This window comes from Streptomyces sp. NPDC048751 (assembly GCF_043198595.1).
In the GTDB taxonomy this organism is placed as follows: domain Bacteria; phylum Actinomycetota; class Actinomycetes; order Streptomycetales; family Streptomycetaceae; genus Streptomyces.
The window spans coordinates 362903-378393 of sequence record NZ_JBICUX010000003.1 but is presented as its reverse complement, the minus strand read 5'-3'; the positions used below and the strand labels follow the sequence as shown (position 1 = coordinate 378393).

At 71.7% G+C, this 15491-nt stretch carries 13 protein-coding genes and 1 pseudogene; 6 read left to right on the top strand and 8 right to left on the bottom strand.

Translation table 11 applies throughout. The features are described from left to right. Window positions 1-4: 4 nt before the first annotated feature. A complete protein-coding gene (locus tag ACGFNV_RS13390) occupies window positions 5-1609 on the top strand; it encodes a FadD3 family acyl-CoA ligase (RefSeq protein WP_393622029.1) in 1605 nt (534 codons plus the stop codon). A gap of 51 nt (window positions 1610-1660) precedes the next feature. Here ACGFNV_RS13390 and argG read toward each other — a convergent pair whose 3' ends face one another. Next, window positions 1661-3106, bottom strand: a complete 1446-nt coding sequence (gene argG, locus ACGFNV_RS13385; RefSeq protein ID WP_393622027.1) for an argininosuccinate synthase — start codon at window positions 3104-3106, stop codon at window positions 1661-1663. Window positions 3107-3151: 45 nt separating this feature from the next. Further along, complete coding sequence (locus ACGFNV_RS13380; RefSeq protein ID WP_393622026.1) at window positions 3152-3715, bottom strand: TetR/AcrR family transcriptional regulator; 564 nt, start codon at window positions 3713-3715, stop codon at window positions 3152-3154. Window positions 3716-3818: 103 nt separating this feature from the next. Here ACGFNV_RS13380 and ACGFNV_RS13375 point away from each other — a divergent pair, with 103 nt between their 5' ends. Beyond that, entirely contained in the window at window positions 3819-4844 is a 1026-nt protein-coding gene (locus ACGFNV_RS13375; protein WP_393622024.1) for a medium chain dehydrogenase/reductase family protein, read from the top strand. Window positions 4845-4907: 63 nt separating this feature from the next. Beyond that, window positions 4908-5513: pseudogene (locus ACGFNV_RS13370) on the top strand (SRPBCC family protein). A gap of 506 nt (window positions 5514-6019) precedes the next feature. Here ACGFNV_RS13370 and ACGFNV_RS13365 read toward each other — a convergent pair. The 3 genes from ACGFNV_RS13365 to ACGFNV_RS13355 form a co-directional block, all read right to left on the bottom strand. Then, entirely contained in the window at window positions 6020-6577 is a 558-nt protein-coding gene (locus ACGFNV_RS13365; protein ID WP_393622023.1) for a hypothetical protein, read from the bottom strand. 418 nt (window positions 6578-6995) lie between these two features. Then, on the bottom strand, window positions 6996-7205 hold the full coding sequence (locus ACGFNV_RS13360; protein ID WP_393622021.1) for a DUF397 domain-containing protein: 210 nt from the start codon (window positions 7203-7205) through the stop codon (window positions 6996-6998). After that, window positions 7186-8037 carry a helix-turn-helix domain-containing protein gene (locus ACGFNV_RS13355; RefSeq protein WP_393622020.1) on the bottom strand — a complete coding sequence of 284 codons (852 nt, stop codon included), beginning with the start codon at window positions 8035-8037 and terminating at the stop codon, window positions 7186-7188. The genes ACGFNV_RS13360 and ACGFNV_RS13355 overlap by 20 nt, the downstream gene beginning before the upstream one ends. Before the next feature lie 125 nt (window positions 8038-8162). Between ACGFNV_RS13355 and ACGFNV_RS13350 the strand changes: the two genes are divergently transcribed. Next, on the top strand, window positions 8163-8828 hold the full coding sequence (locus tag ACGFNV_RS13350; RefSeq protein ID WP_393622018.1) for an ATP-binding protein: 666 nt from the start codon (window positions 8163-8165) through the stop codon (window positions 8826-8828). Here ACGFNV_RS13350 and ACGFNV_RS13345 read toward each other — a convergent pair. The 3 genes from ACGFNV_RS13345 to ACGFNV_RS13335 all read right to left on the bottom strand — a co-directional run bounded on the left by ACGFNV_RS13345 (window position 8801) and on the right by ACGFNV_RS13335 (window position 12952). Next, window positions 8801-9253, bottom strand: a complete 453-nt coding sequence (locus ACGFNV_RS13345; RefSeq protein ID WP_393622016.1) for a phospholipase — start codon at window positions 9251-9253, stop codon at window positions 8801-8803. The two genes, ACGFNV_RS13350 and ACGFNV_RS13345, sit on opposite strands and share 28 nt — an antisense overlap. A gap of 256 nt (window positions 9254-9509) precedes the next feature. After that, the gene (locus tag ACGFNV_RS13340) at window positions 9510-9716 is read right to left on the bottom strand and encodes a hypothetical protein (RefSeq protein ID WP_393622015.1); all 207 of its coding nucleotides are present in this window, start codon (window positions 9714-9716) and stop codon (window positions 9510-9512) included. Window positions 9717-10003: 287 nt separating this feature from the next. Then, entirely contained in the window at window positions 10004-12952 is a 2949-nt protein-coding gene (locus ACGFNV_RS13335) for a BTAD domain-containing putative transcriptional regulator (protein ID WP_393622014.1), read from the bottom strand. A 209-nt stretch (window positions 12953-13161) separates the two neighbouring features. On the opposite strand from ACGFNV_RS13335, the gene ACGFNV_RS13330 reads away from it, so the two are divergent. Both ACGFNV_RS13330 and ACGFNV_RS13325 read left to right on the top strand, forming a co-directional pair. Beyond that, window positions 13162-14454 (top strand): amidohydrolase family protein, encoded by a 1293-nt coding sequence (locus tag ACGFNV_RS13330; RefSeq protein WP_393622013.1) that lies wholly within the window; start codon window positions 13162-13164, stop codon window positions 14452-14454. Further along, window positions 14451-15374, top strand: coding sequence for a TIGR03619 family F420-dependent LLM class oxidoreductase (locus ACGFNV_RS13325; protein ID WP_393622011.1), 924 nt, complete (start codon window positions 14451-14453; stop codon window positions 15372-15374). Before ACGFNV_RS13330 ends, ACGFNV_RS13325 begins: the two co-directional genes overlap by 4 nt. Window positions 15375-15491 lie beyond the last annotated feature (117 nt).

The window sequence follows — 15491 nt, the reverse complement described above, 5'->3', positions numbered from 1 at the left end:
TGCTGTGAGCGCAGACAGGGCGTGGGGTGCCGTTCCGGGACTGGTCCGGTCGGCCGCCGAACGGTACGCGGACGTCGAGGCCGTCGTGGAGGGGCGCACCCGGATCACGTACGGCGAACTGGGCGCCCGGGTGGAGCGCGCGGCGGCCGCCTGCGTGGCGAACGGGGTGCGCCTCGGCGACCGGGTCGGCATCTGGGCCCCCAACTCCCTCGACTGGATGGTCGCGGCGCTGGGCGCGGTCTCGGCGGGCGCGGTCCTGGTCCCCCTGAACACCCGCTTCAAGGGCGCGGAGGCGGTGGACGTACTGCGCCGCAGCGGCGCCCGGCTGCTGTTCGTGACCGGCACGTTCCTGGGGACGTCGTACGTGGCGGCCCTGCGCAGGGCGGCGGGCGACGGAGACGGCCCCGGGCCGCTGCCCGGGCTGCCCTCGCTGGAGCGGGTGGTGGTCCTCGCGGAGGACGCCCCGGCCGACTTCCGTACCTGGAAGGACTTCCTGGCGAGCGGCGAGGGCGTGAGCGGGGCGGAGGTGCGGGCGAGGTCGGCGGCCGTGTCCCCGTCCTCCCCCTCGGACATCATCTTCACGTCGGGAACGACGGGCCGCCCGAAGGGCGCGGTGATCACCCACGCGCAGACGCTGCGGGCGTACGAGGTGTGGAGCGACCTCGCGGGCCTGCGCCGCGGCGACCGCTACCTCATCGTCAACCCGTTCTTCCACACCTTCGGCTACAAGGCGGGCGTGATCGCCTGCCTGATGCGGGGCGCGACGATGATCCCGCAGCCCGTGTTCGACGTGGACACGGTCCTGGCCAACGTGGCGGCGGAACGCGTCTCCGTCCTGCCCGGCCCCCCGACCCTGCACCAGTCCCTGCTGGACCATCCCGCCCGGACCGCCCACGACCTGTCCGCGCTGCGGCTCGTGGTGACGGGCGCGGCCGTGGTCCCGCTGCGCCTGGTGGAACGCCTCCGGGGCGAACTGGGCGTCGACACGGTCCTTACGGCGTACGGCCTCTCCGAGGCGAGCGGCATCGTCACCATGTGCCGCCGCGACGATGCCCCCTCGGTCATCGCGTCGACCTCCGGCCGCCCGATCCCCGGCACGGAGGTCAGGATCGTGAACGCGCAGGGGACCCCGCTCGGGCCGGGCACCCCGGGGGAGATATGGGTCCGCGGCTTCAACGTCATGCGCGGCTACTACGAGGACCGGGCGGCCACCGCCGAGGCCCTGACCCCCGACGGCTGGCTCCGCACCGGCGACGTCGGCGTCCTGGACGACTCGGGCAACCTCCGCATCACCGACCGCATCAAGGACATGTACATCGTCGGAGGCTTCAACGCCTACCCGGCGGAGATCGAGCAACGGCTGGGCCTGCACCCGGACGTGGCCGACGTGGCGGTGATCGGCGTACCCGACGCGCGACTCGGCGAGGTCGGCAGGGCTTATGTGGTGCGCCGCCCCGGGGCCGCGCTGACCGGCGACGAGCTGATCGCCTGGGCGCGGCGCGAGATGGCCAACTACAAGGTGCCGCGGACGGTGGAGTTCGTGCGGGAGCTGCCGAGGAACGCGAGCGGGAAGGTGCTCAAGGGGGAGCTGCGGGCCAGGGTGCCGTAACGGGAGGGGCCGACTCGATACGAGCCGGCCCCTCTGGCGCACCGCAGTGGGTCAGTCGTTGCCCGACTCCATGGCCGCGCGGTCCAGCAGCGCGTCCTCGCCGGAGACCTCGCCGCGGGAGGCGATGGCCTCGGCGCCGCCCTCGGGCATGCTGCCGATGAGGCCGGTCGCGGCGGCCTGGGCGGCACCGATGGCGGGGCTGCCGGTGCCGATGAGGCCGAGGCCGGCGTACTGCTCCAGCTTGGCGCGGGAGTCGGCGATGTCCAGGTTGCGCATGGTGAGCTGGCCGATCCGGTCCACGGGACCGAACGCGGAGTCCTCGGTGCGCTCCATCGACAGCTTGTCCGGGTGGTAGCTGAACGCCGGGCCCGTGGTGTCGAGGATCGAGTAGTCCTCGCCGCGCCGCAGCCGTAGGGTGACCTCACCGGTGACGGCCGAGCCGACCCAGCGCTGGAGCGACTCGCGGATCATCAGGGCCTGCGGGTCCAGCCAGCGGCCCTCGTACATCAGCCGGCCCAGGCGCCGTCCCTCGGTGTGGTACTGGGCGAGGGTGTCCTCGTTGTGGATCGCGTTGACGAGACGCTCGTAGGCCGCGTGCAGCAGGGCCATGCCGGGGGCCTCGTAGATGCCGCGGCTCTTGGCCTCGATGATCCGGTTCTCGATCTGGTCGGACATGCCGAGCCCGTGCCGGCCGCCGATGGCGTTGGCCTCCATCACCAGATCGACGGGGGAGGCGAACTCCTTGCCGTTGACGGTGACCGGCCGGCCCTGGTCGAAGCCGATGGTGACGTCCTCGGTGGCGATCTCGACCGCGGGGTCCCAGAACCGCACGCCCATGATGGGCTCCACGGTCTCCACACCGGTGTCCAGGTGCTCCAGGGTCTTCGCCTCGTGGGTGGCGCCCCAGATGTTGGCGTCGGTGGAGTAGGCCTTCTCGGCCGAGTCCCGGTAGGGCAGGCCGTGGGCGACCAGCCACTCCGACATCTCCTTGCGGCCGCCGAGCTCGGTCACGAAGTCCGCGTCCAGCCAGGGCTTGTAGATCCGCAGGTGCGGGTTGGCGAGCAGGCCGTATCGGTAGAACCGCTCGATGTCGTTGCCCTTGAACGTCGAGCCGTCGCCCCAGATCTGTACGTCGTCCTCGAGCATCGCCCGCACCAGGAGCGTGCCGGTGACGGCGCGGCCGAGGGGCGTGGTGTTGAAGTAGGCACGCCCGCCCGAACGGATGTGGAACGCCCCGCAGGTCAGCGCGGCCAGGCCCTCCTCGACCAGCGCGGCCCGGCAGTCGACCAGGCGCGCGATCTCGGCACCGTAGGTCTGCGCGCGGCCGGGCACCGAGGCGATGTCGGGCTCGTCGTACTGGCCGATGTCGGCGGTGTAGGTGCAGGGGATGGCGCCCTTGTCACGCATCCACGCGACCGCGACCGAGGTGTCGAGACCGCCGGAGAAGGCGATGCCGACGCGCTCGCCGGCGGGGAGGGAGGTGAGGACCTTGGACATAGGAAGATTATGCATAATCGCGCATGATCATGCAAAGGGTTCAGCTCACGGATGTGTCAGCAGGCCTTCCGCTTCCTCGCTGAAGAGCGACGCGGGGTCGAAGTCCATCCCGGTGAAGTGCCCCGCGAGCTCCAGTGACAGCACCCCGTGCAGCCGGGTCCAGAACCGCAGGGCCACGTCGTCCCTGGCGTCGCAGGCGTCGAGCAGGGTCGCCATGATCTCGGAAGCGATCCCGACGGTGTCCTCGGGCGCGTGATAGCCCGGAACGGGCGTGCCGTAGATCAGGAAGTACCGCTGCGGATCCTCCAGGGCCCACCCCCGCAGGGCGTGTGCCAGCCCGGCCAGGTCGGCGCCGGCCTCGCCGGCCGCGCGGAAGGTGTCGGCGAGGCTGCGGTACGCGTCCCTGATCAGCTCGGTGATCAGCTCGTCCCGCCCGGCGAAGTACCGGTACAGCGCGGGCCCGCTCATACCCATCTGCTTGGCGATCGCGTTGAGGGAGAGCGCGGACGCACCCGCGGAGGCGATCTGCTCCCACGCGCGTTCCTTGATCTCGGCGCGCACCTGGGTGCGGTAGCGCTCGCGGGGGTTCTGGGTGCCGGTCTCAGTCATGGTTAGAGGGTATCGCGAACCCTATTGACTCTCACAGCGGCGTTGAGTTACAACTTCTAACGAACGAAAGAGCAAGTAACTCACTCAGATCGTGGAGGCAGTCATGAACGGACTCGTCGAGGTGGTCCTGCCGGGCATGGTGGACCCGGAAGGTCTCCGGATCCGGCACGGATCGGTGCCCACTCCGGGCCCCGGCCAGGTCCTGGTCCGCATGGAGGCGACGGGGGTCTCCTTCGCCGAACAGCAGATGCGCCGAGGCCGCTACTACGACCAGCCGCCGTTCCCCTTCGTGCCGGGCTACGACCTGGTGGGCACCGTGGAGGCGACCGGCGAGGGCGTCGACCCGGGCCTGGCCGGCACCCGGGTGGCCGCGTTGCTGAAGGTCGGCGGCTGGGCGAGCCACGTCCTGGTCGACGCGGCGGACGCGGTGCCGGTCCCCGAGGGAATCGGCGCGGCTGAGGCGGAGACCCTGGTGGTGAACGGCATCACGGCCTGGCAGATGCTGCACCGCAAGGCCCGCGTACGCGCCGGGCAGACGATCGTCGTCCACGGCGCCAACGGCGGGGTCGGCTCGGTCCTGGTCCAGCTCGCCCGCGCCGCGGGCGTGAAGGTGATCGGCACGGCATCGACCCGCCACCACGAGGCACTACGGGCCCAGGGCGTCACGCCCGTCGACTACCGCGCCGCCGACCTGGCCGCCCGCATCCGCGACCTGGCCCCCGCCGGCGTGGACGCGGTCTTCGACCACGTGGGCGGCAGCGGCATCACCGACTCCTGGCACCTCCTCGCCCCCGGCGGCACCCTCGTCTCCTACGGCAGCGCCTCCACCCGCGACGCCGAGGGCTCCAAGCAGTGGCCCGTCCTCAAGTTGCTCGCCCGCGTATGGCTCTGGAACACCCTCCCCAACCGCCGCCACGCCTACTTCTTCAACGTCTGGGCCGGCCGAGCCCTGTCCAGGAGCCGCTTCCGCTCCCGCCTCACCGCCGACCTCACCCAGGTCTTCACGGCCCTCCAGCGCGGCGACCTGACCCCCCGGATCGCCGCCCAACTCCCCCTCACCCGTGTCGCCGAGGCGGTACGCCTGGCCGAGTCCGGCACGGTCGCCGGAAAGGTCGTACTGCACCCGTAGAGCCGGCCGTAGTCAACCGCAGCGCCCCCTCACCACCCTGTCGCCCACAACGAGGAGAACCCCGTGCCCAGCGCACGCACCGCCGCCCTGACGCTCTCGATCGCCGTGGCCGGCGTCCTCGGCCTCACCGCCCCGCCCGCCCAGGCCGCACCCACCCCGCACACCCGGTGCCGCGGCGAAGGCACGGACCCCGCTGCCCACATCCGCTACGCCTCCGACATCGTGATCGACGCCCCTCTCAGCACCATCTGGAAGCTCCAGACCGACGTGGAACGCTGGCCGACCTGGCAGCCCCCCGTCCTCACCGCCGAACGCCTCGACCCCGGCCCCCTCCGCAAGGGCTCAGCGTTCCGCTGGACGACCCCGGCCCCCGCCACCCCCTCGACCCCGGCGACAACCCTGGACGTCACCTCGACCGTGCGCCAACTCGACAAGCGCCGGCCCTGCATCCTGTGAAGCGGCCCGGCGACCGGCGAAGGCCTCCGCATCGACGAGGGTGTCCACCTGTGGACCTTCACCGAGACCAGGACCGGCGTCCGCGTCCACACCGAGGAAACCTGGACCGGCGCCCAGGTCGAAGCGGACGTCCCGACGGCCACGACAGCCCTCGGCGCGGGCCTGGAGGCGTGGCTCCACGACCTGAAGACCACAGCGGAGACCCTCACCTGAGCCCGGCCTCGTCGTGGGGCGGGCAGGCGCCCCTGGCGGACCTGTGCCAGGGGCCGATCCGCACCAAGTGGGCGAGCACGCTCCCAACTGGCCCACATCCACCCCTCACCGGCGCCGACCGGAAAAGCGCCCACCTCTCCACCGGCCGAACCTCACCTACCCCACCCCCCGAGGCCGCTGCCCCGCCTCGCCCCCCACCCGCCCGGCGCGCCCGCCCCATTCCCGGTTTGCCGCCGTGCCGACCCGGCGTCCATGCGAGGCGCGCCCGCGCCCGCGAACTCCGGCCGCAACGCAGCAGGCCCGAGCCGCCGACTTGCCTCGGTCACCCGCGTTTCCGGGCCGCTCGCTCGCTTCCGACCCGTGCTGGAGCGGGCCGGGTCAAGGGTGGCCCGCAGGGCCATCGCCGGAGGCGACGCGGAGCGCCCTTGAGGCGGGCCGTGGAAGCGCGACACTGGCAAAGAAGCGGGCGGCCCCGACGGGAGTGGGAAGCGCCGAGGAGCCGCAGCTCACCCGGCTTTCAAGGCGGCGCGGATCTCGTGAATCATCTGAGCGGGGTTATACATCACGTCCTCCGCGCTGTAGCGCAACAGGTTGCGCACCTCTGGGCACTGGAGCACTTGGTTGAAGCGGGCGATGTCTCGCCGGTGCGCCTCGCGGGTGCCGTGGTAGGCGTAGCCCTCGATCTCGACGGCCAGCCCTTCTCTCCGGAAGAGGAAGTCGAGGACGACTCGGCGGCCGTCCGGGGTGATCAGCGCGACCTGGCTCTCGGGTCGGAGCCCGGCGTCGTACATCCGCAGACGGGCGATGGTTTCGGCCGGTGATCCAGCGCGTGGGTCACACAACTGGAGCCACCGACGCGCCCTCGCCGTCCCCGGGAGGGAGGGCGCGAGTGCGGCGGTGACCGTATCGAGCCTGGTGAGCGGTGTCCGTCGGACCTGTCCGACCCGGCGGTAGGTGAGCGCCGATTCCAGCACGACAAGCGCGCCGTCCCGTGCTTCCCTGCGGAGCAGGTCGGCGACAGTCCGCACCACGCCCGTCACCCGCAGGCCCTGCCGATGCGTCACATCATGCGATGCGACGGGAATCCGGTGCACTCGTACGCCCCCGCGCTCAAGGCGCGAGGAGCGCGCGGGGTCGGTAAACTCCAAGGGCGCTTCGGCGGCGCAACCGAGCGTCTCGATCAGCCAGAGCTCTGCGGCGGAACGGTGGCTCACAACGAGCCGGGGCTGAAGAAGCTGTACCGCTCGGAGCCGTGTGAAGAGGCAGGGGGCCAACCCCGGTTCGGCCCAGGCACCGGCCTGAAGCCGACTCCACCCCTCCGTACGCAGAGCCCGCGCGAGGCTTCGCCGGGGCCAGCCGGCATCAAGGGCCCGCGCATTGAGCAGCACGCCACCTTCGGCCAACTCTCGCAGTGCCTTCCGCTTCGCCACCCCGCCAAGATCGCAGAGTTCACGAAGCGCGTGGGGCCCTGTGGATAACCGGTCAGGCGCCCTTCACGGAGGTGAGGAAGGCCGTCCAGGCCGGAGTCGGGAAGAGGAGTACGGGGCCGTCCTGGGCCCGCTTGGAGTCGCGGACGGGGACGATGTCGCCGGGGTGGCTGTCGGCGACTTCCAGACAGTCGCCGCCGCTGCCGTTGCTGTAGCTGCTCTTGTGCCATGTGGCTGAGCTCAAGTCAAGCTCGCTGCTTGCCATCTCGGTAGTCCTCTGCTGCCTGCTCGACCATGGCCAGGGACGCCTCAGGCGAAAGCGCCGCGGCCCTGAGCAGATCGTACGACCTCCGGTAGTCCTTCACGAGGGCCGGAAAGTCGATGAGCTGGCCACTGTGGAGACCCTCCGTGTACACCACGGGCGGTGCGTCGGGGAAGCCCATGACCTTGATCATGCCCATCATGAGCGGATGGGCCGCCGCGGTTTCCGGGAGGACTTGCAGAACGCCCTGTGCCGAGGTGACCACCTGCATGATGTGTTCGAGTTGGTCCGCCATCGGCTCGGGCGGCAGGAGCGGCCTACGGATCAGCGACTCGTGCAGGATCGCCCAGAACGCGGGGCGGTCGTCCCGCTCCCAGATGTCCGCGCGGTCCATCCTCGCGCGCACCTGCCTCTCGACGGTCTCGGGCCTCAGCCACGGCAGCGACACGTGCACGACCCGCCTGGCGTACAGCTCCGTCTGCAACAGACCAGGAACGAGCGTCGGCGCCCACTCCTCAATACTCTCCGCATCCCGCTCCATCTCCGCCACATCCGCGAAGTACTCCGCATGCCCCGACTGCCGTGCCCGGCGGGCGTCTTCACAGCGGCGCTCGAAAAAGCCGTCGGTCTCCAGCACCTTGTCGACGTGCTGGGCCAGATCCAGAGGCATGCGCCGCTCTCCCCGCTCGATCTGGCTGAGGAACGGGACGCCGCGGTAGCTGCCCGCCGCCAGCTGCTCCAAGGTCAGCCCGGCCAGCTCTCTCCGATAGCGCAACTCGGCGCCGTAGAAGGAAGGGACGTTCGCCGATGCGTCGGGGTCCTTGCGTGCGGGCACGACTCATCACCGCCGTTTGCCAGTTGCTCTTGCGCAGTCGGAATCCCTTCTACGGTACGGGGTCTCACGCCATTCTGTGACCGATTCATCACGCAACGCACATGCGGACACGGAAGGCGCCCCTCATGCACATCCCCCAAGCGGCTCCCACCATCGACGACGTCGACCGCTGCGTGGGCGACCTCCGCGCCGCCCTCGCCGTCCACGACATCACCCTCCCCTCACTCCGCGCCGACCTGCCGACCTTCGCGGGCACCTACCTACCGCCGGCGGGCCTCATCGCCCTCGGCAACTGCAACACCGCGACCGCACGCAGGCTCACGGACGTGCTGCGGGGAAGTGGTCGTACGACACTGCTCGACCTCGATCTCCTCGCCGTCCCTGAGGCCGTACCGGTTCTGCGTGGTGCCCTGCGCCGACGGCTGGCGCCGCCCCGTTCGGATGTGGAGCTCTGTGTCACGGAGCTGGTCGCGAACGTCATCCGGCACGTCGGAGAGGGGACCCCGGCCCGTGTGCGGGTGTTCCGTGAGGACGGTGCCGGTCGGATCCGCGTGGAGGTCGCCGACCCGGATGCGCGGGCTCTCCCCGTCCTTCGGCACGCCACGGGCGAGGACGAAGCCGGGCGTGGTCTCGCGCTCCTTGACGCGGTGGCCCTGCGGTGGGGCGTCGAGCGGGGCGGGGCCGGCAAGACCGTGTGGTGCGAGTTGGCCGAGGTGGATCGGGGGACGCCGGGGCAACCGGCGTCCCCCGATGACGCTCACGCTCAGCCGAAGGCGCGTACCGCCTGGTAGTACGTCCAGGCGGTGCTGGTGCAGGCGGTCCGGGTCGAGCCGGTGTAGGCGGCGCAGACGCGTTTGAGGTCCTCGTAGAAGGCGCTGTCGAGGCGGGACTTGTTGGCGCTGAAGGTGCCCTGGGCCTTGTAGTTGCGGTAGCCGAAGTCGTGGCGGGCGCAGGAGAGGGCGAAGGGGAAGCCGAAGGGGTTGTCCGGTGAGGAGGAGCAGTAGTCGGTGGACCAGTTGAAGGCGTACGCCGACCAGGCGGACTGGTTGGCGCGGGCCGCCGCCCAGAGGTTGTAGCTGGACGCGCTGGGCTGGCTCCAGTTCGCGAGGACCTGGGGCTTGTCGGCGGGAGCGGCCTCGGCGGCCGTCGCGGTGGCGACGAGGGTGCCGAGGGCCAGGGTCGAGGCGGCAAGAGCGGTGGCGAGTCTGCGGTGCATCCCACACCTCCATGAGGCTGCTGCCCGCTCGGGCAACAGGTTCATGACAAGAGGTTCGCCGGATCCGGTGTGCCTTTACTCCTCGGACGACCTAACGGGCCGTTAACTCTTGGACACGCCGCGGCCGCGGCGGCTCCCCTCCGTGCCCGCGCCGCCGCGGCCGATCCCCCTGGGGTGCTCCCCCCGAAGCAGCTCCCCCGAGCCGCTCCAGGGGCGCTCCCGCGTTGCCCGCGTGCCATATCCCCCCGGTACGGGCCTACTTCGTAGGCTTCCAGGGCTCCGACGTCGCGTGGATGTCGCCCTTCGTCTCGATCCGCGCCTCGGCCTTGGCCTCGGCGGGCTCGTCCGTGGCGTGGATGTCCCCCTGAGGAGTCACCTCGGCGTCCGCGGTCTTGGCGGCCCTGAGAGGCTCCGACGTGGCGTGGATGTCTCCCTGCGGCTTGACGACCGGCTCGTCGCTCATGTTCGTTCGCTCCCCACTTGGCGTGTTCGTCCGTGACTCGGTGGCGGCCCGTCCGTGCACTCCCCCGTGAGTGTCCGGACGGGCCGCCGGCCGCTCAACCCTAGTTCGCCGGTGCGCGGCCACTGCGTCGACTCGTTTGCCCCCCGACACGACGGATCGACTGCCCCTGAGCATGGTGGGCGGCGATAAACGAATGATGAACGCCGGATCCCCCCGGGCCGCCGACCGGCGCTCAGGACCCTCAGGGGTCCTTGCGAGAACCCCTCAGGGGTCCTTGCGAGAACCCCTCAGGCCGCCCGCACGGGAGTCAGCAGCCCCCGCAGCTCCTCCGCCTCCGGCGACCCCAGCTCCTCGTAGATCCGCATCGCTTCCTCCCAGCAGACCCGCGCCCGTCCCGTGTGCCCCACACCGGTCAGCGCGTGGCCGAGGACGGTGAGGACGTTGCCGCGTCGCCACTCCCCGCCGATGCCCCGCAGCACCGTCAGAGCCATCTCGGCGTTGGCGGCGGCCTGGGCGTACTGCTGGCCGGCGATGTCGACCTCGGCCAGGCGGAAGAGGGTCATGCCCTCCCACAGGCGCTGGCGGCTGTCGCGGAAGACGTCGAGTGCCTCGTGGAGGCGGTCGGAGGCGGCGTCGAGCCGGCCGCTCTGGGTGAGTGCCATGCCCAGTGCGTAGCGGCCGTTGGCGCCCCGCATGGAGTTGCCCATGGCGTCGTAGATCTCCCTGCCCTGCTCGGCGAGGGCGACGGCGCTCTGGGTGCGGCCGGTGGCGAGGTGGATGCGGGAGAGGTTGCACAGAATGGCGGCCTCGCCCGGTCGATCGCCCAGGGCGCGGAAGTCCTCGATCGCCTGGGAGAGGTGTTCCTCGCCGTCCGCCGCGCGGCCCTGGTAGATGGCGATGACCCCCCGGGCGTTGCCGGCCCAGCAGGCGGCCAGCAGGTCGTCGGCCTCGTGGGCGAGGTGGATCACCCGCTCCGCCTCCTGGTCGGCCATGTCGAAGCGCCCGCCGTCGAGGTGGGCGTGGGCCAGGGTCATGAGGGCCCGTGCCTCGACCCGCGGCGCGTCCGCCCGCTTGAGCAGCGCCCGCGCCGTCGCCTCGTACTCCCGTGAGTTGGCCCCCGACTCGGACAGGTCGAGCGCGGCCCACAGCAGGTCGATGGCCCGGGGGAGGGTGTCCGGGCCGGCGGCGCACTGCCGGGCCAGCGACAGCAGGCAGTTGGCCTCCGTGTAGAGCCAGTCGCGGGCCGCCCGGCGGTCGGGGAAGACGATCCCCGGGTACTCGGTCGGGGCCAGGTGGTCCACCAGACGGTCGCCGGGGCGCTCGATGGCGTACACCCCGGCCGCTGTGGCCAGGTAGAAGTCCAGCAGTCTGGAGAGCGCCGCCGCACGTTCGCCGGGCGGCCACTCGTCCCGCTCCGCGCACGCACGCGCGTAGAGTCGCACCAGGTCGTGGAAGCGGTAGCGACCCGGCGCCGCCGACTCCAGCAGGGACGTGTCGACCAGGGACTCCATCAGATCCTCGGTGTCCTCCACCGGCAGATCGAGTACGGCCGCTGCCGCCGCCAGCGAGATGTCCGGGCCGTCGGCCAGCCCCAGCAGGCGGAAGGCGCGGGCCTGGGCGGGCTCCAACTGCCCGTAGCCCAGCTCGAACGTCGCCTTCACCGCCAGGTCGCCCGCCTGGAGTTCGTCCAGTCGCCGGCGTTCGTCCGCGAGCTTCGCCGCGAGGACCGACACCGTCCAGGTGCGGCGGGCGGCGAGGCGGGAGGCGGCGATGCGGATGGCGAGGGGGAGGAAGCCGCAGGCCGCCACCACGTCCAGGGCGGCCTCCCGCTCGGACCGGACCCGCTCCTCCCCGACGATCTTCGTGAAGAGGGACAGCGCCTCGTCGGGGGACATGACGTCCAGGTCGACGAGGTGGGCACCGGCGAGGTCCACCATCCGCACCCGGGAGGTCACCAGGGCCGCGCAGCCCTCCGTGCCGGGCAGGAGCGGGCGTACCTGGGCGGCGTCACGGGCGTTGTCCAGCAGCACCAGCACCCGCCGGCCGTCCAGTACCGAGCGGTACAGTGCGGCGCGCTCCTCCAGGGAGTCGGGGATCGCCGAGTCCGCCGTACCGAGGGCGCGCAGGAAGGACCCGAGGACGGTCTCCGGTTCCGCCGCCCGCTGTCCGGCGCCCTGGAGGTCGACGTACAACTGCCCGTCCGGGAAGGCGCCCCGCGCCTGGTGGGCGACGTGCACGGCCAGGGTCGTCTTGCCGACGCCTCCGATGCCCGCCAGCGCCGACACCGCCATCACGCGGCCGTCCGCCGACGCCAGCACCTCGCCCAGCTCCGCGACGCAGGACGAGCGCCCGGTGAAGTCGGGGACAGTCGCGGGCAGTTGTGCGGGGCGCACCGGGACGACGGCCGGCTCGGCGACCGGTGCCGACGGCTCGGCGAGGGCCGGGTCCGCCTGGAGGATGCGCTGCTGCAACTCGCGTAGCCCGGGACGGGGATCCACGCCCAGTTCGTCGGCGAGCAGCCGGCGCGTGTCGGCGTAGACGGCGAGCGCCTCGGCCTGGCGGCCCGAGCGGTACAGGGCCAGCATCAGCAGTTCCCGCAGCCGCTCCCGCAGCGGATGGGCCGCCGTCAGCGCGGTGAGCTCCGAGACCGCCTCCGCGTGGCAGCCCTGCTCCAGGTCCATGTCCAGGCGGGTTTCGAGCAGTTGGAGCCGCCATTCCTCCAGGCGGACCCGTTGTGTCTCGGCGTACGGGCCGGGGACGCCGGCCAGCGCCTCGCCGTCCCACAGGTCCAGCGCCCGGTTCAGCACGCTCCGCGCATGGGACAGGTCCCCGGCCCCGCGCGCCTTCTCCGCCTCCGTCGCCAGCTCCTGCGCCACCGCCAGGTCCAGGGCGCCTTCCCCGAGGCCGCGCACCGCGTAGCCGCCGGACTCGCTCGCCAGGACGCCCGGGTCGAGCACCTTGCGCAGCCGGGAGGCGTACGTGCGCAGCGCGGCCAGTGCCTGGGACGGCGGGTCCTCGCCCCACAGCGCGTCGATCAGCTCGCCCGCGGTCGCCGTACGGCCCTCGCGCAGCAACAGGGCGGCGAGCAGAGCGCGTTGCTGGGGGGAACCGGACGCCAGCGACTGCTCGCCGCGCCAGGCGCGCACCGGGCCGAGCAGGCTGAAGCGCAGGGCCGCCGACTCCTCGGAGGAGCCGGGCCGCCTCTGCTCGGGCACGCGCGGTACACCGTCGTCCATCGGGGTCCCCCTAGGCATCCTCAACCACTACGTCAGTTTGCCCTGTCCTTGGCGGACGCGTCAGCCGGGCGAGACGCCGATCACAGGCGGGACACGGCCGGACGCACAGGACATCACAAGCCCCTCACACACTCCGCGCACACTTCCGCACAGAGTCGAACGGTACCCGCTTCCTGACGGACCGTCAGATTGGCGCTACTGTGAGCCTCATGGAGACCGAGCCCACGCGTACCACTGACACGCTTCCGGAGACCGACTCCCTCACCCTTCCGCAGACCGACTCCCTCACCCTTCCGCAAATCATCTCCGTGGACGACCACACCGTAGAGCCCCCGGACGTCTGGCAGGACCGCCTCCCGAAGAAGTACCGGGACATCGGGCCCCGGATCGTCCGCGCCCCGCTGAAGGAGATGACCTTCCTCGGCGGCCGCTTCAAGCCCGTCATGGGCCGCCCCGGCGATGACGGGCCGGTCGGCGACTGGTGGGTCTACGAGGACCTGCACCGCCCGCTGACCCGCCTCGACACCGCCGTCGGCTACGACCGGGACGAGATCCGCCTGGAGGTCATCACCTACGAGCAGATGCGCCCGGGTTCGTACGACGTCCCGCAGCGCCTCGCCGACATGGACGTCAACCACGTCCAGTCGGCCCTGTGCTTCCCGACCTTCCCCCGCTTCTGCGGCCAGACCTTCACCGAGGCCGAGGACCACGAACTGGGCCTGCTGTGCGTCCGGGCCTACAACGACTGGATGGTGGAGGAGTGGTGCGGCCCGGACGCCCGAGGGCGCCTGATCCCCCTCACCCTCATCCCCCTCTGGGACGCCGAGCTGGCGGCCCAGGAGGTCCGCCGCAACGCCGAACGGGGGGTGCGCGCCGTCGCCTTCTCCGAGATACCGCCGCACCTGGGCCTCCCCTCCGTCCACACCGACGCCTGGGACCCCTTCCTCGCCGCCTGCGCCGAGACCGGCACCGTCATCGCCATGCACATCGGCTCCAGCAGCCGGATGCCCTCCACCTCCGCCGACGCCCCGCCCGCCGTCGGCTCCACCATCACCTTCGCCAACTGCTGCTTCTCGATGGTCGACTGGCTGATGAGCGGCAAGTTCGAACGCTTCCCCGGCCTGAAGGTCATGTACGCGGAGGGCCAGATCGGCTGGATCCCGTACATCCTGGAGCGCGCCGACGTCGTCTGGGAGGAGAACCGGGCCTGGGGCGGCGTCGCCGACAAGGTGCACCGGCCGCCGTCCGAACTCTTCGCCGAGCACGTCTACGGCTGCTTCTTCGACGACGCCTTCGGGCTCAGGAACCTCGACTCCATCGGCGTCGGGAACGTCCTCTACGAGACCGACTACCCCCACTCCGACTCCACCTGGCCCAAGTCGCGCGAGGTCGGCGAGGCCCAGATGGGCCACCTGCCCGCCGATGTCGTGGAGCGGATCGTCCGGGGCAACGCGATCGACCTGCTGGGGCTCACCCCGGAAGGCCTGTGGAGCCCGCGATGAGCCTCGCGTACGGCCTCCAGCTCCCCGTCCAGTCCCAGTCCACGATCTACGCCGAACCCTGGGAGGCCGGCGCAGGACCCGACGACCTCGTGGCCGTCGCCCGTGCCGCCGACCGGGCCGGCTTCGCCTACGTCGCCTGCTGCGACCACGTAGCGATCCCGCGCCGCCTCGCGCCCGCGATGAGCACGGTCTGGTACGACCCCGTCGCCACCCTCGCCCACCTCGCGGCCGTGACCGAACGCGTCCGCCTGCTCGCCCATGTCGCGGTGGTCGGCCTGCGCCACCCCCTGGTCACCGCCAAGCAGTACGCCACCCTCGACCACCTCAGCGGCGGGCGCCTGATCCTCGGGGTGGGGGCGGGGCACGTACGGGAGGAGTTCGAGGTGTTGGAGGTGGAGTTCCGGCGTCGCGGGGCGGTCCTCGACGAGTGCCTGGACGCCCTGCGGGCGGCCCTCGGGCCGGACGAGTTCCCCGAACACCACGGGAAGCGGTACGACTTCGCCGACCTCGGCCAGCGCCCCCGGCCCGCCCAGCCGTACGTCCCCGTCTGGGTCGGCGGCTCCTCACCCGCCGCCGTCCGCAGGGCCGCGCTGAAGGGGGACGGCTGGCTGCCGCAGGGCGACCCGCGGGAGCGGCTGCCCGCACAGATCGGCACGCTCCGACGGCTGCGCGCCGAGGCCGGCATCGAGGCACCCCTGACCATCGGCGCCATCGCCGAGCCCCTGTACGTCGGCACACCCGCCTGGGACGTGGGCCGCCGCACGCTCACGGGCCCGCCGGAGGCGCTCGCCGAGTCCCTGCGGGCCTACCGGGCGATGGGGGTGGACCAGATCCAGGTGCGGTTCCGCAGCCGGGACCGTACCGAACTGACTGATCAGATGGGCGAGTTCGGTGCGGAGGTGGCCCCGCTGCTCCAGTAACCACCGGACTGACTCACCTGTCTGACAGCCGAGCCGATTTCTCTTGAAGCTTTGAACATGTCCACGCCGAGCCGCGTATGTACGAACGTACGGACGTGATGGTTCCGGCGGAAGGAC